Origin of the sequence: uncultured Reyranella sp. (genome assembly GCF_945957355.1) — a bacterium.
Lineage (GTDB): Bacteria > Pseudomonadota > Alphaproteobacteria > Reyranellales > Reyranellaceae > Reyranella.
In genome coordinates, this window is the sequence record NZ_CAMFKM010000010.1 from 120326 (window position 1) to 137962 (window position 17637).

17 protein-coding genes are annotated in these 17637 nt (G+C 66.7%); 10 read left to right on the plus strand and 7 right to left on the minus strand.

Going from position 1 to position 17637, the window contains the following annotated elements:
- Nucleotides 1–26 precede the first annotated feature (26 nt).
- Nucleotides 27–905 (minus strand): pirin family protein, encoded by an 879-nt coding sequence (locus Q0Q48_RS17410; RefSeq protein WP_295140104.1) that lies wholly within the window; start codon nucleotides 903–905, stop codon nucleotides 27–29.
- Between the two features lie 39 nt (nucleotides 906–944).
- Here Q0Q48_RS17410 and Q0Q48_RS17415 point away from each other — a divergent pair, with 39 nt between their 5' ends.
- The 8 genes from Q0Q48_RS17415 (at nucleotide 945) to Q0Q48_RS17450 (ending at nucleotide 10834) form a co-directional block, all read left to right on the plus strand.
- Nucleotides 945–2405, plus strand: coding sequence for a CoA-binding protein (locus Q0Q48_RS17415; RefSeq protein ID WP_295140106.1), 1461 nt, complete (start codon nucleotides 945–947; stop codon nucleotides 2403–2405).
- Between the two features lie 292 nt (nucleotides 2406–2697).
- Nucleotides 2698–4026, plus strand: coding sequence for a M23 family metallopeptidase (locus Q0Q48_RS17420; protein ID WP_295140107.1), 1329 nt, complete (start codon nucleotides 2698–2700; stop codon nucleotides 4024–4026).
- A gap of 130 nt (nucleotides 4027–4156) precedes the next feature.
- Entirely contained in the window at nucleotides 4157–5188 is a 1032-nt protein-coding gene (locus Q0Q48_RS17425; RefSeq protein ID WP_295140109.1) for an amino acid ABC transporter substrate-binding protein, read from the plus strand.
- 180 nt (nucleotides 5189–5368) lie between these two features.
- A complete protein-coding gene (locus Q0Q48_RS17430) occupies nucleotides 5369–6322 on the plus strand; it encodes an amino acid ABC transporter substrate-binding protein (protein WP_295140110.1) in 954 nt (317 codons plus the stop codon).
- Between the two features lie 79 nt (nucleotides 6323–6401).
- A complete protein-coding gene (locus Q0Q48_RS17435) occupies nucleotides 6402–7439 on the plus strand; it encodes an amino acid ABC transporter substrate-binding protein (RefSeq protein WP_295140111.1) in 1038 nt (345 codons plus the stop codon).
- Nucleotides 7440–7569: 130 nt separating this feature from the next.
- Nucleotides 7570–8760, plus strand: a complete 1191-nt coding sequence (locus tag Q0Q48_RS17440; RefSeq protein ID WP_295140112.1) for an amino acid ABC transporter permease — start codon at nucleotides 7570–7572, stop codon at nucleotides 8758–8760.
- Nucleotides 8761–8762: 2 nt separating this feature from the next.
- Nucleotides 8763–10043, plus strand: coding sequence for an amino acid ABC transporter permease (locus Q0Q48_RS17445; protein WP_295140114.1), 1281 nt, complete (start codon nucleotides 8763–8765; stop codon nucleotides 10041–10043).
- A 20-nt stretch (nucleotides 10044–10063) separates the two neighbouring features.
- Nucleotides 10064–10834: an amino acid ABC transporter ATP-binding protein gene (locus Q0Q48_RS17450; protein WP_295140115.1), complete on the plus strand. Its 771-nt coding sequence runs from the start codon at nucleotides 10064–10066 to the stop codon at nucleotides 10832–10834.
- Nucleotides 10835–11048: 214 nt separating this feature from the next.
- Here Q0Q48_RS17450 and Q0Q48_RS17455 read toward each other — a convergent pair whose 3' ends face one another.
- The 6 genes from Q0Q48_RS17455 to Q0Q48_RS17480 are packed head-to-tail and all read right to left on the minus strand — an operon-like array spanning nucleotide 11049 to nucleotide 15597.
- Nucleotides 11049–12155, minus strand: coding sequence for a DegT/DnrJ/EryC1/StrS family aminotransferase (locus Q0Q48_RS17455; protein WP_295140117.1), 1107 nt, complete (start codon nucleotides 12153–12155; stop codon nucleotides 11049–11051).
- The gene (locus Q0Q48_RS17460; protein WP_295140119.1) at nucleotides 12152–12595 is read right to left on the minus strand and encodes an FdtA/QdtA family cupin domain-containing protein; all 444 of its coding nucleotides are present in this window, start codon (nucleotides 12593–12595) and stop codon (nucleotides 12152–12154) included. Before Q0Q48_RS17460 ends, Q0Q48_RS17455 begins: the two co-directional genes overlap by 4 nt.
- Before the next feature lie 13 nt (nucleotides 12596–12608).
- Nucleotides 12609–13538, minus strand: coding sequence for a DMT family transporter (locus Q0Q48_RS17465; RefSeq protein WP_295140121.1), 930 nt, complete (start codon nucleotides 13536–13538; stop codon nucleotides 12609–12611).
- Nucleotides 13535–14455, minus strand: coding sequence for a DMT family transporter (locus tag Q0Q48_RS17470; RefSeq protein ID WP_295140123.1), 921 nt, complete (start codon nucleotides 14453–14455; stop codon nucleotides 13535–13537). Before Q0Q48_RS17470 ends, Q0Q48_RS17465 begins: the two co-directional genes overlap by 4 nt.
- Nucleotides 14456–14467: 12 nt before the next feature.
- The gene (locus Q0Q48_RS17475; protein WP_295140125.1) at nucleotides 14468–14842 is read right to left on the minus strand and encodes a dihydroneopterin aldolase; all 375 of its coding nucleotides are present in this window, start codon (nucleotides 14840–14842) and stop codon (nucleotides 14468–14470) included.
- On the minus strand, nucleotides 14839–15597 hold the full coding sequence (locus tag Q0Q48_RS17480) for an SDR family oxidoreductase (RefSeq protein ID WP_295140127.1): 759 nt from the start codon (nucleotides 15595–15597) through the stop codon (nucleotides 14839–14841). The genes Q0Q48_RS17475 and Q0Q48_RS17480 overlap by 4 nt, the downstream gene beginning before the upstream one ends.
- Nucleotides 15598–15651: 54 nt before the next feature.
- On the opposite strand from Q0Q48_RS17480, the gene Q0Q48_RS17485 reads away from it, so the two are divergent.
- The gene (locus tag Q0Q48_RS17485) at nucleotides 15652–16773 is read left to right on the plus strand and encodes an NAD(P)/FAD-dependent oxidoreductase (protein WP_295140129.1); all 1122 of its coding nucleotides are present in this window, start codon (nucleotides 15652–15654) and stop codon (nucleotides 16771–16773) included.
- On the plus strand, nucleotides 16770–17600 hold the full coding sequence (locus Q0Q48_RS17490) for an alpha/beta hydrolase (protein ID WP_295140131.1): 831 nt from the start codon (nucleotides 16770–16772) through the stop codon (nucleotides 17598–17600). Before Q0Q48_RS17485 ends, Q0Q48_RS17490 begins: the two co-directional genes overlap by 4 nt.
- Nucleotides 17601–17637 lie beyond the last annotated feature (37 nt).

Sequence of the window (17637 nt, forward strand, 5' to 3'; positions counted from 1 at the left end):
CGCTTCGGTCGAGACGACGGAGTGACTTACCGGTCCGGCAGCGGGATGAACTCGGGGTCTCCTGCCACCATGGCGAAGCGCTTCTCGCGCCAGTCTTCCTTGGCCTTCTCGATGCGCTCCTTGCTCGACGAGACGAAGTTCCACCAGATGTGGCGCGGGCCATCGATCGTGGCACCGCCCAGCAGCATCACCTTGGCGCCGTCCGGGCCGGCCAGCATCTCGACTGTCTGGCCGGGCGCCAGGACCGCGAGGTCACCCACGCCGAACTGGCTCTCGCCGACGACGATCATGCCTTCGGCGACGTAGATCGCGCGCTCCTCGTGGTCGGGGGTGATGGCCAACGCGGCGCCGGCGGTCATCTCCACGCCGACATAGAAGATCGGCGAGAAGTGGGTGGTGGGCGCCGTGCGGCCGGCATAGGTGCCGACGATGAGACGCAGCGAGGCGCCCCCTTCCGTCCAGGCCGGCAGCCGGGCCTTCTCGACATGCTCGAAGGCGGGTGCGGTCTCCTCGTGCGTCCTGGGCAGCGCCACCCAGGTCTGGACGCCGTGCATGCGGAAGCCGGTCGCCCGCATCTCGGGTTCGGTCCGCTCGCTGTGGACGATGCCGCTGCCGGCCGTCATCCAGTTGACGTCGCCCGGCCGGATCGCCTGCGAATAGCCCAGGCTGTCGCGATGGTAGATGCCGCCATCGAACAGGTACGTGACCGTGGCCAGACCGATATGCGGATGCGGTCGCACTTCCATGCCGCCGCCCGGCGGCACGTCCATCGGCCCGAAATGGTCGAGGAAGATGAACGGGCCCACCATGCGCCGCTTCACGCTGGGGAGGACGCGGCGGACCGCGAAGCCGCCGCCCAGATCGTGGGCCCGGCCCTGGACAAGGATCTCGATCGGATCGGCCATCTTGTTCTCCCTTCACGCCTGTGCTGCAACCAACGCGACATGCCAGCACCCGCCCGCGACCTCACGCCGTTCTTCGCCCCCGACAGCATCGCCATCGTGGGGGCCGGTGAACGGGCCACCTCCTCCGGTGGCGCGGTCATGCAGATGCTTCGTCAGGCCGGTTATGGCGGAAGGGTCGTGCCGGTCAATCCCAAGGGCGGAACGATCTTCGGTTACGAATCGGTGACCTCGATCGCCGGCATCGACCCCGCGGTCGACCTCGCGGTGATCGTGATCCGCCCCGATGCCATCCTCGAGGCAGTCGGGCAGGCGGCCGACCGCGGCATCCGCAACCTGCTGATCCTGCCCGGCGGCTTTGCCGAAGCGGGCCCCGCCGGCATGGCGCGCAACGACGCGCTGCTGAAACTCGCGGCCGAGCGCGGACTGACCATCGCCGGACCGAACTGCGCCGGCATCGTCCATCTCGATCCGGCCCGGCGCTTCGCCGCCACTTTCCTGCGCGACCTGCCGCCCGGCACGACGGCCGGAGCAACAAACGGCCTCGCCTTCATCTCGCAATCCGGCGCGCTGGCGGAGGAGTTCATCGACAAGGCCAACGCGCGGGAGCTGCCGCTTACCTCGGTCGTGTCGGTCGGCAACGCCGTCCATCTCGGCGTGGAGGACTACCTGGGCTGGCTGGGCGAACGGCCGGAGATCGGGGCGGCGCTGCTCTACGTCGAGTCGATCGACGACCACGAGCGCTTCCGCGAGGTCGCGCGGAAGGTCGTGGCCCGCAAGCCGGTGATCGCCCTGTTCGGCGGTCGCACCGAAATCGGCGGCCAGGCGGCCAATGCCCATACCGGGGCGGTCGCCAACGACGATGCCGCGATCGACGCCTTCTGCACCTCCTGCGGCATCGTCCGGGTGAAGACCCTGCGCCGGCTGCTGGTCGCCGCCAAGGCATTCGGGCGCTTCCCGCAGGGCCTCGGGTCGCGGGCGCTGATCCTGTCGAACTCCGGCGGCCCCGGCGTGCTCTGCGCCGACCAGGCCGCGCTGGAGGGGCTCGACCTGGCCGCCCTGCCGCACGCGATGGCCGATGTGCTGCGCCAGCAACTGCCGGCCGAGGCGTCGGTGGCCAACCCGATCGATCTGCTGGCGGACGCACGGGAGGACCGTTTCGGGCTCGCCTTCGAGGCCGCGATGACCCACGCGGCGCAAACCTACGACATGCTCCTGATGATCCATGTCGTGCCGTTCATGGTCGACGCCCAACCCGTGATCGCCCGGCTGGCGGAACTGGCGACGACGGCGCCTGTTCCCGTGATGCACAGCATGATGGGAACCCTCCCGGGCCGGGCGGAATGGTTCGCCACCATGGAGCGAGCCGGCGTGCCGATGTTCAACGACGTCGAGGAAATGGCCGAGGCCGCCGGCCTGCTTGCGCGCTATCCGATTCTTCGCACTGCAGCAAAATCGGAAAGGTTGCCCCCTGTGACTTTTAAAGACCGCAAGACGCCTTGAGGCTGAAATCCTAGCAATTTCAACATGTTGGGTGTCTTTCACGGGTGTTGCATTTTTGCAACTTTTTGTTGGACTTGTGGATACTCCGTGGCCAAAGTGCCGCCGAGCGGGGCACGCGGGGGGCATCGACCGGGGGAGGTCGATGGATCGCTAGTCGCCCCAACTGTCAATTCGTAGCGTTCAATGGAACGGGAGCGGCCGATCGATGACGTCCAACATGACGCGTTTCCAACGCGCCCATAGCTGGCGAACCGTCCGCAGCCTCATGGCAGCGACCCTTGCAGTATCCTCGATGTTTTGCGCCGTCGGCGCGATGGCCCAGGTGAAGGCCCCGCCCAAGAACCAGCTCAAGAAGCCCGCAGCCAGGTCCGCCCCCGCCCCGGTTCCCAGCGAAGACGTCCAGTCCTTTTCCATCGGGGCCGACAGCTCGGTTGCCCAGCAGCTCGTCAGCCTCCGCGTCGATCCCACCGACGCCCAGGCAGCTGCCGACGCCGTCGGCAAGGCGCTGAGCCAGCCCGAGGTCAAGGCCGCCAGTTCCGGCCGCGCGGTGCTCGCGCCGCAGGGCGCCGGCCAGCCCAAGCGGCTGGTTTCCCTCCAGCTCTATTCGAACAAGTCGCTGGCCGTCGATCTCTCCCGCGGCGCCGACGGTTCGTTCGGCTTCAGGCTCGCGCCCGGCGCGACCGAGGACGACGATGAGCGCGTCTCGAGCCTGCCCGGCTCGGCGCCGCCGAATGCCGGCCCGGGCGCCCGCACCGTGGTGGCCGATTCGGTCAAGACCGTGAAGGCGAGCAGCGCCACCCTGGCGACCAGCCTCGCCCCGACCGGTGCCAATCCGGCCGCGCTCAAGGAACTGACCCAGGCGCTCTCCGGCTTCGCACCGGCCGCCGCCCGGATCGACGTCGTCCAGGGACGTACCATGGACGGCACGCCGCGGATCCTCGTCGCGAGCCTCGGCGACGGCGCGGCGAAGCAGTCCTTCTGGTGGTTCGCTCCCCAGAACCAGCCCGAAGGCTGGTTCGACGACCAGGGCCGCCGGCTCGGCGGCACGGCGCTCTCCAATCCGCGGCCGGAGGCACGCCAGTCCTCGCCGTTCGGCACGCGCCGCTACTACGGCCGCAAGAGCGGCGGGGGCTTCCACAACGGCATCGATTTCGAAGGCAAGACCGGCGAGCCGATCTATGCGGCGGCCGACGGCTTCATCAATCACCAGGGCTGGTACTTCAACTACGGCCGCACGGTGAAGATCAGCCACGCCGACAATTTCGAGACGCTGTACGCCCACATGTCGCGCTTCGCCGACGGCATGGGCCCCGGCACGCGCGTCCGAAAGGGCGACCTGATCGGCTATGTCGGGTCGACCGGCCGGTCGACCGGCGCTCACCTTCACTTCTCGGTGATCGTGAACGGCCAGTTCGTCGACCCCCAGCCGTACATCTCCGAGCATGGCGGCAACAGCACGCTCGTGGGCGAGCAGCTCGTCTCCTATCGGCAGTGGCAGCAGGAGATCAAGCGCGCCTCGGACCGCTCCCGCGGCAGCAGCGACAATCGTTTCCAGGGCCTGCAGGGCGCCGAGCCGTGGTCTTCCAGCCCCTTCTCCTCACGCGCGGCCGACCGCCTCTGAGCGGCCACGGCCTGATGTGCGGTGCCGTTGCGCGCGCCTACTCGTTCGCCTAGGAATTGAGTCATCGATCCTGAACGGACGCAGCAGGCGGCCGACGGGAACGTCAGAGGCAACCACGAGGGATAACAAAATGCTCAAGAAAATGATGGCCGGCGTCGTCGCCGTCGGTCTGGTCGGTGTCGCCGGTACGGCGCATGCCGGCAAGGATCTCGATGCGGTGAAGGCGCGCGGCCAGCTGATCTGCGGCATCAATACGGGCGTCGCGGGCTTCGCCCAGCAGGACGACAAGGGCAAGTGGACCGGCCTGGACGTCGATGTCTGCCGCGCGGTCTCGGCCGCCCTCTTCGGCGACTCCGAGAAGGTGAAATATGTACCGACCACGGCCCAGCAGCGCTTCACGGCCCTGCAGTCGGGCGAGGTCGACGTGCTCTCGCGCAACACCACCTACACGCTGACCCGCGACACCGCCCTCGGCCTCGAGTTCACCGGCATCAACTACTATGACGGTCAGGGCTTCATGGTGCCGAAGAAGCTCGGCGTGAAGAGCGCCAAGGAACTGAACGGCGCGACCGTTTGCGTCCAGCCGGGCACGACGACCGAACTCAACCTCGCCGACTATTTCCGCGCCAACAAGATGACCTTCAAGCCAGTCGTCATCGAGAAGGTCGAGGAAATCCGCGCCGCCTTCTATGCCGGCCGCTGCGACGTCTACACGACCGACGCCTCGGGCCTCTATTCGACGCGCGCCGCGAACACCCCCGCCCCGGCCAAGCCGGACGACTTCATCATCCTGCCGGAGATCATCTCGAAGGAGCCGCTGGGACCGGCGGTGCGCCAGGGCGACAATCAGTTCGCCGACATCGTGCGCTGGGCCTTCTACGCCATGGTCGAGGCCGAGGAGGCCGGCATCACCTCGAAGAACGTCGACGAGATGCTGAAGAGCGACAATCCCTCGATCAAGCGCATCCTCGGCGTCACGCCGGGCATGGGCAAGGCGCTCGGGGTCGACGAGAAGTGGGTCTACAACATCGTCAAGCAGGTCGGTAACTACGGCGAGAGCTTCGACCGCAACGTCGGCATGGGCTCGCCGCTCAAGATCGAGCGCGGCCTGAACGCGCTGTGGACGAAGGGCGGCCTGCAGTATTCCCCACCGATCCGCTAGGCCTTCCGGATACGACAACATTGCGAACCGCCGCCCGAAAGGGCGGCGGTTTTCGTTTGGCCGTTGCAAACGTCCCTGCGATGCGGGCAGTCTGGGATGGGGGAAGTGTCGGGGGACACAATGCTAAAATTCATACTATCGGTGATTGTCGGCGTTTGGGCTTTCGCAGCAACGCAGGTCATGGCGGGGCCGGTTCTCGACGCGGTCAAGGCACGGGGACAACTCCTGTGCGGCGTGAACGCTGGCCTCGTGGGCTTCATGCACGCCGACAGTCAGGGAGTCTGGCGCGGGCTTTCGATCGACATGTGCCGCGCCACGGCGGCCGCCCTGTTCGGGGACGCGAACAAGGTGAAGTACATCCCGCTCGAGCCGCTGAAGCGCTTCCCGGCCCTCGAATCCGGCGAGGTCGATCTCCTCGCCTCCAACTCCACCGTCACGCTGGGCCGGGACGGCGGCGTCGATTTTGCCGGCATCTACTACTACGATGGCCAGGGCTTCATGGTACCGCGCAAGCTCGGGAAGCGCGTCGTGAGCGATCTCAACGGGGCCACGGTCTGTGTCCAGCCCGGCACCACGACCGAGGCCAACGTCGCCGACTACTTTCGCCTGAACAAAATGACCTTCAAGGCGGTCCTGTTGGACACGCTCGACGATCTGCGCGCCGCTTTTTTTGCCGGCCGCTGCGATGTGCTCACGGCGGACCTGTCGAACCTCTATGCGACCCGCGCCGCCTACGCGCCCAATCCCAGCGATTACTCGATCCTGCCCCGCACCATCACCAAGGAGCCGCTGGGCCTCGCGGTCCGCCACGGCGACAATCAATTCGCCGACATCGTGCGCTGGTCGCTCTACGCCATGATCGAGGCCGAGGAATACGGCATCACGTCGCGCAACGTCGACGACGCCCTGAAAAGCGAGAATCCCACCCTGAAACGCATCCTGGGTGTGACGCCTGGCATGGGCAAGGCGCTCGGGGTCGACGAGAAATGGGCCTACAACATCGTCAAGCAGGTCGGAAACTATGGTGAGGTGTTCGACCGCAATCTCGGGCCCAGCACGGTGCTCAAGATCCCGCGCGGCCTGAACGGTCCGTGGCGCGACGGCGGCATGCTGTACGCCCCGCCGATCCGGTGATCCTGCCGCATTTTGGCCTGCGGCTTGCAAGCCTCCGCAAGAAGGCGGCATTCTCGGGGCAACTATAATGGGAGGTGTAATGACAAACAGGATCGTGGCGGCAGCCGCCGGCTTGGCCGCAGCCGTCCTCGGCTTCGCCGGGACCGCCCAGGCGGGCAAGGACCTCGATGCCGTCAGGGCGCGGGGCATGGTGAATTGCGGGGTCGGCATCGGAACCGCGGGTTTCATGCTGGCCGACAGCCAGGGCAAGTGGAAGGGTCTCTCCGTCGACGTCTGCCGCGCCGTCGCGGCTGCGATCTTCGGCGATTCGGAGAAGGTCCGGTACGTCCCCCTCACCTCCCAGCAGCGCTTCACCGCCGTCCAGTCGAGCGAAGTCGACATCGTGATGGGCAATGCGACCTACACGCTGACCCGCGACACCGCGCTCGGCCTCGATTTCACGAGCATCTTCTACTATGACGGCCAGGGCTTCCTGGTGCCGAAGAAGCTCGGCGTGAAGAGCGCCAAGGAGCTGAACGGCGCCACCGTTTGCGTGGCCCCCGGCACCACGACCGAACTCAACCTCGCCGACTACTTCCGCGCCAACAAGATGACCTTCAAGCCGGTCGTCATCGAGAAGGTCGACGAGATCCGCTCGGCCTTCTTCTCCGGCCGCTGCGACGTCTATACGACCGATGCGTCGAGCCTGGCCGCCACGCGCGCCGCCAACGTGCCGCCGCCGCAGACCATCGACGACTATGTCATCCTGCCGGAGATCATCTCGAAGGAGCCGCTGGGGCCGGTGGTGCGCCACGGCGACAACCAGTTCGCCGACATCGTGCGCTGGGCCTTCTACGCGATGGTCGAGGCCGAGGAGCACGGCATCTCCTCGAAGAACGTCGACGAGATGCTGAAGAGCGACAATCCCTCGATCAAGCGCATCCTCGGCGTCACGCCGGGCATGGGCAAGGCGCTCGGGGTCGACGAGAAGTGGGTCTACAACATCGTCAAGCAGGTCGGTAACTACGGCGAGAGCTTCGACCGCAACGTCGGCATGGGCTCGCCGCTCAAGATCGAGCGCGGCCAGAATGCGCTGTGGACGAAGGGCGGCCTGCAATACTCCCCACCGATCCGTTAGTGGGTACGGTTGGAGACAGAGGGGGTGGGATTTGGCCGGTTGCACCCGGGTAATTCCCACCTACACTGAGGGCAATATCGGGCAAACAAGGCCCGCGCGGACAGTCCGCAACGGGCAGGGGGAATAGCGTATGGCAGTCGAGACTCTCGGCTCTGCGCCACGTGTGAAGGTGGCTCCATGGAACGACCCGGTCATCCGCGGCTGGGTGTTCCAGATCGTCGTGGTCGGTCTCGTCGGCTTCCTTGCCTGGTATCTCGTCAGCAACACGATCGACAATCTGCAGCGCCAGAAGATCGCCAGCGGCTTCCACTACCTCGAACGGGAAGCGGGCTTCGAGATCGGCGACACGATGATCGAATACTCGCCGGCGAGCACCTACGCCCGCGCGATCTGGGTCGGCATCCTCAACACGCTGCGCGTCGCGGTCCTCGGCATCCTGCTGAGCACCCTCCTCGGCACCCTGGTCGGCGTCGGCCGGCTCTCACCCAACTGGCTGCTGAGCCGGATCTGCGCCTGGTACGTCGAGGCCTTCCGCAACGTGCCGCTCCTGCTGTGGCTCTTCCTCTTCTACAAGCTGATCAGCGAGGCCTTTCCTGGTCCGCGGCAGGCGATCTCGCTGTTCTGGAACAGCGTGTTCCTCAGCAATCGCGGCGTCTATTTCCCGGTGCCGATGGCCGACCCGATCCATAAATGGATGGGCGTGGCCTTCCTCGTCGGCATCGCCGGCGCCTGGTTCGTGAACCGCTGGGGCAAGAAGCGCCAGGAAGCCACCGGTCAGCCCTTCCCCGCCATCTCCGCGGGCCTTGGCATCATCATCGGTCTCCCCGCCCTCGTCTGGCTGGCCGGCGGCGCGCCGCATCATATGAGCTGGCCCGAGCTCAAGGGCTTCAACTTCGCGGGCGGTACCGTCATCCAGCCGGAATTCACCGCCCTGCTCGTCGGCCTCGTTCTCTACACCTCGGCCTTCGTGGCCGAGATCGTGCGCTCGGGCATCCTGGCGCTGCACAAGGGCCAGAGCGAGGCCGCGGCGGCGCTCGGCCTGTCGCGCGGCCAGTCGATGCGTCTGGTGCTGCTGCCCCAGGCGCTGCGGGTCATCGTCCCGCCGATGACCAGCCAGTATCTCAACATCACCAAGAACAGCTCGCTGGCCATCGCGATCGGCTATCCGGACCTTGTCGCCTCGGTCAACGTGACCATCAACCAGACCGGCCAGGCGATCGAGAACATCCTGATCATCATGGCTGCCTACCTGTCGGTCAGCCTGTCGATCTCGGCGTTCATGAACTGGTATAACAAACGTATCGCCCTGAGGGAGCGCTGAGCATGACCGACGCAATGCCCGTCGGCGACCGCAAGCCGCTCGCCCCTCCCGTCGACGAAACCGGCGCCCTCGGCTGGGTCCGCAAGAATCTGTTCTCGAGCTGGGGCAACGGCATCACCACGGTCGTGCTGATCGCAGCCGTCCTCTGGGTCGCCTCCTGGTTCCTCGAATGGGCGCTGTTCACCGCCAACTTCACGGCCGCGACCGGCGCCGAATGCCGCGGCGGCGGCGCCTGCTGGGCGCTGATCCGCGAGAAGTTCCGCTACATCTTCTTCGGCTCCTTCCCCTACGAGCAGCACTGGCGGCCGCTCTTCGCCGTCATCACCATGCTGGCGATGCTGGTGCTGAGCGCCGACCGCCGCATGTGGAACTGGCGCCTGCTCGTGATCTGGGGCGTCGGCTCTTTCATCACATTCCTGCTGATGTTCGGCCAAATCCACATTCCGCTGAGCCTTATCCTGTTCGTGGCGCTGGTCTGCGGCGGCATCGGCCTGACACTACGCAGTGCCCTCGCGGCGCCGTCGGAGCGGATGGCCTACTACGCGCTGGTGGGCATCGGCGCCGTCGGCCTCGTCCTGCGCATGGTGGGCGCTCTGCCGGCGTGGAGCATCGCCATCGCCCCGCTCAGCTACGTCGAGACCAGCCTGTGGGGCGGCCTGCCGGTGACGCTGATCCTGGCGACCTACGGCCTCGCCTTTGCATTCCCCTACGGCATCCTGCTGGCTCTGGGGCGGCGGTCCAACCTGCCGCTGATCAAGGGCCTGTGCGTCGGCTTCATCGAGCTGATCCGCGGCGTGCCGCTGATCAGCTTGCTGATCATGGCCTCGGTGATGCTGCCGCTGTTCCTGCCGTCCGGCACGACGATCGACAAGTTCCTGCGCGCCCAGGTCGCCGTCATCCTGTTCGCCGGTGCCTACATCGCCGAGGTCATTCGCGGCGGCCTGCAGTCTCTGCCCAAGGGCCAGTTCGAGGCCGCCGACGCGATGGGCCTCAACTACCCGCAGAAGACGCTGCTGATCATCCTGCCGCAGGCCCTGAGGGTCGTGATCCCGCCGCTCATCAACACCTTCATCGGCTTCTTCAAGGACACGTCGCTGGTGCTGATCATCGGCATCTTCGACTTCCTCAATACCGCCAACCAGGCGCTGGTCGATCCCAACTGGGCCGGCTTCCCCGGCGAGGTCTACCTGTTTGCCGCCTTCGTCTACTTCATCTTCTGTTTCTCGATGTCGCGGTACAGCAAGTACCTCGAGTTCGAACTCAACAAGGGTACGCGCCGCTAGGCGCCGTCAGGGAGCAACACATGGCCGCAACCGCCCGCGATCTCTCGAAGGTCGAATCGGTGATCCAGCTCAAGGGCGTCAACAAGTGGTACGGACAGTTCCACGTGCTGTCCGACATCAATCTCGACGTGAAGGAAGGCGAGAAGATCGTCATCTGCGGACCGTCGGGTTCGGGCAAGTCGACCTTGATCCGCTGCATCAACCGCCTCGAGGAGCATCAGCGCGGCGACATCGTGGTGCACGGCGTCACGCTCTCCAACGACGTCAAGAACATCGAGGCGATCCGCCGCGAAGTCGGCATGGTGTTCCAGTCGTTCAACCTCTTCCCGCACCTCACCATCCTCGACAACCTCACCCTGGCGCCGATCTGGGTGAAGAAGATGCCGAAGAAGGAGGCCGAGGAGATCGCCATGAGCCTGCTGACCCGGGTGCGCATCCCCGAGCAGGCGCTGAAGTATCCCGGCCAGCTCTCGGGCGGCCAGCAGCAGCGCGTGGCGATCGCCCGGGCGCTGTGCATGCGCCCCAAGATCATGCTGTTCGACGAGCCGACCTCGGCGCTCGACCCTGAGATGGTGAAGGAAGTTCTCGACGTCATGATCGAGCTGGCGCGCGAGGGCATGACCATGATCTGTGTCACCCACGAGATGGGTTTTGCCCGCGCCGTTGCCGACCGCGTGATCTTCATGGATCGCGGCGAGATCGTCGAACAGAACGAGCCGGAGGCCTTCTTCGCCAATCCCCGGAACGAGCGCACCAAACTCTTCCTCGGCCAGATCCTGCACAATCATTAGGATCTTGCGGAGTACGATCGGAGCAGCAACACCAACCTCATGCTGAGGAGCGCTCCTCTGGAGCGCGTCTCGAAGCATGCGCACGAGCACCCCGTCTGTTGCCGATCCTTCGAGACGCGGCCTGCGGCCGCTCCTCAGGATGAGGTCATGGGGGTTGACCTGAAGCGGAAAGATTCCAAACGATCCAGGGCCGCCCTACAGGCGCCCCGGAGCTTCACTTGGCCTCGAACGTGTCCCGGATCGCGGCACAGACCTGATCGACCGACTCGAGCGGGATGTGTGGCCCCATCGGCAGGCTGAGCACGGTTTCGGCCAGCTTTTCGGCGAGCGGATAGGTGCCCTTGGCCTGGCCGAGTTCGGCATAGGCCTCCTGGAGGTGCGGCGGAATGGGATAGTGGATGAGCGAGCCGATTCCGGCCGCCTCCAGCGCCTTGATCACGTCGGTACGGCGGTTCGTCCGGACCACATACAGGTGCCAGACCGGGTCGGCCCATTGCGGCACGTTGGGCAGGGCGAGGTTGGCGACGTCGGCCAGCCTGTCATCATAACGTGCCGCAACGGCCCTGCGGCGATCGTTCCATTCGTCGAGCTTCGCGAGCTTCACCCGCAGGAAGGCCGCCTGCAATTCATCGAGGCGTGAGTTCAGGCCCTTCTCCAGGTTCACGTACTTGACCCGGCTGCCGTAGTTGCGCAGCACGCGAAGCCGTTCGGCGAGCTTCGGATCGTCGGTCGTGACGGCACCGCCGTCGCCAAAGGCGCCAATGTTCTTGCTCGGGAAGAAGCTGTGGGCGCCGGCATCGCCGAGCGAGCCGGTCCTGCGGCCGCGAACCCTGGCGCCCTGCGCCTGCGCCACGTCCTCGACCACCTTCAGCCCGTGCTTGGCGGCAAGCGCCATGATGGCGTCCATGTCGGCCGGCTGGCCGTAAAGATGGACCGGCATGATCGCCCGGGTGCGCGGCGTGAGCGCGGCGGCAATACGATCGGGATCGATGTTCGGCCCGCCGGGCGTCGGCTCGACCGGCACCACCTTGGCCCCGACCGCCGTCACCGCCAGCCAGGTCGCGATATAGGTGTTGGACGGCACGATCACTTCGTCGCCGGCGCCGATGTCCCAGGCGCGCAAGGCAAGCTCGAGCGCCTCGAGACCGTTGCCGAGACCGACGCAGTGCTTCGTGCCGCAGAAGGCGGCGTACTCGTTCTCGAAGGCCTCGACTTCCTTGCCGAGCACGAACCAGCCGGACTCCATGACGCGCAGGTAGGCGGCATCGAGCTCGGGCTTCAGCTCGGTGTAGACCGACTTCATGTCGAGGAAGGGGATCATGCGCCCCTCGCCGCTGCGGCTTCGCGCTTGAAAGCCTCGTAGTCGCGCAGGTACTCGCTCTCGTCGTACAGGGTCGAGGCGATGACCAGGATGACCGTCTGCGGCGCGAAGTGGTCCAGCTCGTGCCAGACCATCGGCCCGATGTGCAGCGCGCGCCCCGGATCGTTCAGGACGACCGTCTCCTTTGCCTTGCCGTCGTCCAGATGCACCTGGCACGACCCGTTCATCACCAGGGTCACCAGGTGCGACTCGCGGTGCCCGTGCCGGCCGCGCCACTGGTCGGGCGCGATGTCGTGCAACCAGAACAGGCGCCTCACCGTGAAGCCCAGCTGGTGATCGAACTCCAGGAAGTTGATCTTGCCGCGGATATCGCCCCGTCCGGGGACAGAGAGCCAGCGGCAATTGGAGACTTTGAGCTGAGGAAGAGACATGTCGGGCATGGCAGAGCCTGTCTTATCGCTTTGTCGTTTGTAGCTTTCGCCATTGCATGTAGACGACGCCACTCAGGGCGACGAGCCCACCGGCGATCTGGTAGGCGTTGGGCATGAAGCCATAGGTCATTGACCATAATACGGCGAAAAACGGAACGAGATTGACCCAGAGCGACGCAATTGCAACCCCGAGCCGGCTCGCGCCGACGTTCCAGAGAAAGGCGCCCATGCCGCTCGCGAAGACGGCGACGAGCAGGAGCTGGCTCCATATCCAGGCGTCGGTCACCGCAAACGGCGAGTGCGACCAGCCGAGGGCGACCAGCCCGGCACTGAGGAACGCCATCCAGCCGAAGGCCGACAACGACGCAACGTAGGCGCGGTGGAGCTGGCTCGCTTTGTCGAACCAGGCCTGCGCCTTCAGGCTGTAGACCGTCCAGAGCGCGTTGGAGAGCAGCACGACGATCTCGCCGCCTCCCAGGGTCAGCGCGCCCCTGCCGAACAGGCTGCCGGCCGCCAGGATGGCCCCGCCCGCCAGGGTGAGCGCCAGGGCGACGCCGAAGCCCGGGTCGAAGCGCATCCCGGTCGCCAGCCGCACCGTCACCGCGGCCACCAGCGGGCCCGCCACCTGCACCGCGGCCGCCGAGATCGGATTGCTGAACCGGATCCCCAGGGTGAAGATGATGAAGAACCCGCTCATCATCAGGCCGATCAGCAGGAACCGCTTCAGCCCGATTTCGATCCGCAGGTTGCCGATCCCTTCGACCAGGAGCAGCAGCACGCCCAGCGTCCCCACGGCCGCGAGGGTGCGGACGGCCAGCATCGGCACGATGTCGAAGTGCTGGAGCATCACCTTGGAAACGGGCACGTTGGCGCCCCAGCTCACGCCCACGAACAGCATCGCCGCGAAGGCTCCGAGCATGTGATGGCGGCCGCGGCCGGACGCGGGCGTCATCGCCGCGCCGCCCGCATCTGGCGGATCTGGAGCTGGGCGATGCCCGCCAGCACGATGAAGCCGCCGGCGACCTGGAGCCAGCTCGGCTCGCGCCCCATCAGGGCGGCAAGACCGATGGCGAAGACCGGCGCGGAGTTGGCGAACAGCGAGGCGACGGGCACGCCGACCAGCGACACGCCGGTATTCCACAGGAGCACCGCCACCGCGACGCCCAGCACGCCGATCCAGGCGACCATGCCCCATTCGCCCGCCGTCGGTGCCCGCGTCGGCCAGGTGAGGCCACCCATCGCCCAGACGACCGCGCAGACCAGTCCCAGCAGCACGCTGGCCACCGTCGAGGTGAGCGCCGACAGGGCGATCTGGCCGCGATCCGACAGCCATTGCTGGGCGCGGATCGAATACCAGGACCAGCAGAGCTGGGCGATCACCAGCAACCCCTCGCCGCCCTCGAGACCGAAGGACCCCGGCGCGCGGCCCGGCGTTCCGAGCACCACGACGATACCGCCCGCCACCACGAGCACCAGCGTGAAGAAGAAGCCGGGTGGCGTGGTCGATCCCAGCATCACGCGCGACAACAAGGTCGCCCAGAGCGGGCCGCACATCAGCACGATTGCCGAGGTCGCGGGATGGGCGTGGGCCACACCGAACGTGTAGAGCACCGAGAACGCCGTCATCGCCGCACCGAGGCGCAGCAGACGCTCCCAGTTCAGCGGCCTCGGCCGCGCCGCCGGCTTCGTGCTCAGCAGCACGGCCAGCCACAGGACCGGCAAGCCCAGGATGTAGCGCGACCAGGACAGCAGCCAGTTGTCGTAGTGCTCGGCCAGCGCCGCGAGCACCGGGATCATCGATCCCCAGATCAGGGCGGCGGCCAGCAGGACCAGGCTGGCGCGCCGCAGCGCGCCGACGGAGGGCGACATCGGGCGTGCCGCTCAGCCCGTGACGCGACGGCGGACCGCCTCGTAGCCGACGCGGCAATCCCCGTAGACATCGGGTTTCTCGGTCGAGACGCGCGCCTCGACGACCTGGGGCTGTGCCAGGCAGAGATCGAGGATGCCCTCGACCAGCGTCTCCTGCAGGTTGAAGTGACGGCTCGCCGCAAGCCCGGTGATGCCATCGTGGATCAGGTCGTAATTCAGCACGTTGGCGATGCTGTCGTCGTGCGCGCGGTCGGGATCCGCGAGGAGCAGCTCGACGTTGATCACCACGGCCTGCGGCTTGGCCAGTTCGAAGTCGTAGATGCCGATCGACACCGGGAGCCGCATGTCGCGGATGAAGATGCGGCGCTGGGACGTGACCATGGTCATTTCTTCTTCTTGTCGAAGGCGATGTCGCGCGGCCGGCCGGTCAGGTGCTCGCCGCTGTCGACGATGATCGTGTCGCCGGTATAGCTCGGCGTCGCGACGATGAAGCGGAGCGCGCGGACGAGGTCGTCGACCGTCACGCCCACTCCGAGCGGATTGGCGGCGTGCTGCTCGGCGAAGCGCGCGTCCGTCTGGCTGCCGCTGCGCAGGGTCAGGCCCGGCGCGATGCCCGCCACCCGCAGGCGCGGCGCGAAGGATTGCGCGAGCAGGGTCGTCAGCCCCTGCAGCCCGATCTTCGAGAGCGTGTAGGTCAGAAAATCGGGATTGAGGTTGTAGAGCTTCTGGTCGAGCACGTTCACGACGAGGCCCGTCTCGCCCGCCGGCAGTTGCCGCGCCAGCGCCTGGGCGAGCAGCAGCGGCGCCCTGAGGTTGATGGCCATGTGCAGGTCGAAGTCGGCGGCCGTCGCGGTCGGTGCCCGGTCGAGCTTGAACAGGGACGCGCTGTTCACCAGGCAGGTGAGCCGCACGCCGCGCGCCCGGCACTTGCCCACCAGTGCCTCGGCCTGCCGCGCCGAGGCCAGATCGGCGCGCACCGCCATGGCCTTGCCGCCAGCATCCTTGATCGTCGCTACGGTCTCCCGCGCGCCCGCCGCCGAGTCCTTGTAGTGCACGAAGACGAAGAAACCGTCGGCCGCCAGCGCGAGCGCCAGGGCACGGCCGATCCGCAATCCCGCCCCCGTGACCAACGCGCCTTTCATGCTGCGACACCCGCCCTTGGTGACTGAAAGAGGCGGCGGTTCTAGCATGCGACCATGAATTCGTCCCCGTTCGAAACCGTCGACTGCGTTGTCATTGGCGCAGGTGTCGTAGGCTTGGCCGTCGCCCGTGCGCTTGCCCTTGCAGGCCGTGAGGTCATCGTCGTGGAGGCTGCCGACGCGATCGGCACCGAGACCAGCTCGCGCAACTCCGAGGTCATCCACGCTGGCATCTACTACCCCAAGGGCAGCCTGATGGCGCGCTCCTGCGTCGCTGGCCGGCGCATGCTCTATGCCTATTGCAAGGACCACGGCGTGCCGCACCTCAATTGCGGCAAGCTGATCGTGGCGACCAACGCAGCCGAGGCCGAGAAGCTCGCCGAGATCAAGGGCCGTGCGGAAGCGAACGGCGTTGAGGGCATGCGCTTCCTGAGCGCCGCCGAGGCGATGGCGATGGAGCCGAACCTGCAATGCACAGCGGCGCTGTTCTCGCCCAGCACCGGCATCGTCGACAGCCATTCCTACATGCTGGCCTTGCAGGGCGACGCCGAGGGTCAGGGCGCGATGTTCGCCTTCAACAGTCCGGTGACGGGCGGCCGCGTCGTCGAGGGCGGCGTCGAGATCGAGGTCGGCGGAACCGAGCCGATGAACCTGCGTTGCCGGCTGCTGATCAACGCGGCGGGCCTGCATGCGCCGACGCTCGCGAAAAAGATCGTCGGCATGCCATCCGGGCACATTCCGACCGCGTACTACGCCAAAGGAAACTACTTCACCTTGACCGGCCGCTCCCCCTTCTCCCGCCTGATCTACCCGGTTCCCGTGCCGGGCGGCCTCGGCGTGCACATCACCGTCGACATGGGCGGCCAGGCGAAGTTCGGGCCCGACGTCGAATGGATCGACGGCATCGAATACACGGTCGATCCGCATCGCGCCGACAAGTTCTATGCCGCCGTGCGCAAGTACTGGCCGGGCATCAGGGACGGCTCGCTCCAGCCCGGCTACGCCGGCATCCGTCCGAAGATCGTGCCGCAGGGCGCACCTGCGCAGGACTTCACCATCACGGGGCCGGCCGATCACGGCGTGCCCGGTCTCATCCATCTGTTCGGCATCGAATCGCCTGGCCTCACCGCCTCGCTGGCGCTGGCCGAGCAGGTGCGCGACCTCGCCTCGACGGCATGACGCTGGCGCGCCGAGGCCTCGTCGCCAGCGTCCTCGGCCTGCTTGGCGGCTGCTCTCCCGCAGCGCTCCTCAACACGACCGTCGCGCGCTCGGGCTACAGGCTCGACGCCGACATTCCCTACGGCAGCCTTTCGCGCCAGAAGCTCGACGTCTACACGCCCGAGCAACCACGCGCCGACGGGAAGTCGGTGATCTTCTTCTACGGTGGCTCGTGGGATTCAGGCGCCAAGGGTGACTATCTCTTCGTGGGCCAGGCGCTGGCGGCCCTGGGCATCACCACGATCATCCCCGATTATCGCGTCTATCCCGAGGTGCGCTATCCGGCGTTCCTAGACGACGGTGCCGCCGCGACCGCCTGGGCGGCGGGCAAGGTCGGCGTCGAGAAGCTGTTCGTCGCGGGGCACTCGGCGGGCGCCTACATCGCGATCATGATGGTCGCCAACACACCCTATCTCGCGGCCGCGGGCGTCGACCGCATGAAGCTACCGGGTGGCATCGGAATCGCCGGCCCCTACGATTTCCTGCCCCTCACCTCCAGGCGTCTGCAGGAGATCTTCGGCGGGCCGAACCGTCGCGAGACGCAGCCGATCGAATATGCCCGCGCACCGCTGCCGCCGCTCCTTCTGCTGCACGGCACCGCGGATACGACGGTGAAGCCCTTCAACAGCGAACGCCTGGCCGCCGCCTGGCGCAAGGCCGGCGGACGAGCCGAGCTGAAGCTCTATCCCGAGGTCGACCATGTCGACATCGTCGGCTCCTTCTCGGCGCTGCTGCGCAAACGCGCACCGACCCTCGACGACACGATTTCCTTCATCGACCGCAGCTGATCCGCATCGCGGACAGGATATCCACGGTGCGATCCGT

What these genes read in the sequence shown, in the direction of transcription:
- Q0Q48_RS17490 (WP_295140131.1), top strand. Translation starts at nt 16,770, where the DNA reads ATGACGCTGGCGCGCCGAGGCCTCGTCGCCAGCGTCCTCGGCCTGCTT.
- Q0Q48_RS17410 (WP_295140104.1), bottom strand. Translation starts at nt 905, where the DNA reads ATGGCCGATCCGATCGAGATCCTTGTCCAGGGCCGGGCCCACGATCTG.
- Q0Q48_RS17425 (WP_295140109.1), top strand. Translation starts at nt 4,157, where the DNA reads ATGCTCAAGAAAATGATGGCCGGCGTCGTCGCCGTCGGTCTGGTCGGT.
- Q0Q48_RS17435 (WP_295140111.1), top strand. Translation starts at nt 6,402, where the DNA reads ATGACAAACAGGATCGTGGCGGCAGCCGCCGGCTTGGCCGCAGCCGTC.
- Q0Q48_RS17445 (WP_295140114.1), top strand. Translation starts at nt 8,763, where the DNA reads ATGACCGACGCAATGCCCGTCGGCGACCGCAAGCCGCTCGCCCCTCCC.
- Q0Q48_RS17480 (WP_295140127.1), bottom strand. Translation starts at nt 15,597, where the DNA reads ATGAAAGGCGCGTTGGTCACGGGGGCGGGATTGCGGATCGGCCGTGCC.
- Q0Q48_RS17440 (WP_295140112.1), top strand. Translation starts at nt 7,570, where the DNA reads ATGGCAGTCGAGACTCTCGGCTCTGCGCCACGTGTGAAGGTGGCTCCA.
- Q0Q48_RS17465 (WP_295140121.1), bottom strand. Translation starts at nt 13,538, where the DNA reads ATGACGCCCGCGTCCGGCCGCGGCCGCCATCACATGCTCGGAGCCTTC.
- Q0Q48_RS17420 (WP_295140107.1), top strand. Translation starts at nt 2,698, where the DNA reads ATGTTTTGCGCCGTCGGCGCGATGGCCCAGGTGAAGGCCCCGCCCAAG.
- Q0Q48_RS17415 (WP_295140106.1), top strand. Translation starts at nt 945, where the DNA reads ATGCCAGCACCCGCCCGCGACCTCACGCCGTTCTTCGCCCCCGACAGC.
- Q0Q48_RS17455 (WP_295140117.1), bottom strand. Translation starts at nt 12,155, where the DNA reads ATGATCCCCTTCCTCGACATGAAGTCGGTCTACACCGAGCTGAAGCCC.
- Q0Q48_RS17485 (WP_295140129.1), top strand. Translation starts at nt 15,652, where the DNA reads ATGAATTCGTCCCCGTTCGAAACCGTCGACTGCGTTGTCATTGGCGCA.
- Q0Q48_RS17475 (WP_295140125.1), bottom strand. Translation starts at nt 14,842, where the DNA reads ATGACCATGGTCACGTCCCAGCGCCGCATCTTCATCCGCGACATGCGG.
- Q0Q48_RS17460 (WP_295140119.1), bottom strand. Translation starts at nt 12,595, where the DNA reads ATGCCCGACATGTCTCTTCCTCAGCTCAAAGTCTCCAATTGCCGCTGG.
- Q0Q48_RS17430 (WP_295140110.1), top strand. Translation starts at nt 5,369, where the DNA reads ATGGCGGGGCCGGTTCTCGACGCGGTCAAGGCACGGGGACAACTCCTG.
- Q0Q48_RS17450 (WP_295140115.1), top strand. Translation starts at nt 10,064, where the DNA reads ATGGCCGCAACCGCCCGCGATCTCTCGAAGGTCGAATCGGTGATCCAG.
- Q0Q48_RS17470 (WP_295140123.1), bottom strand. Translation starts at nt 14,455, where the DNA reads ATGTCGCCCTCCGTCGGCGCGCTGCGGCGCGCCAGCCTGGTCCTGCTG.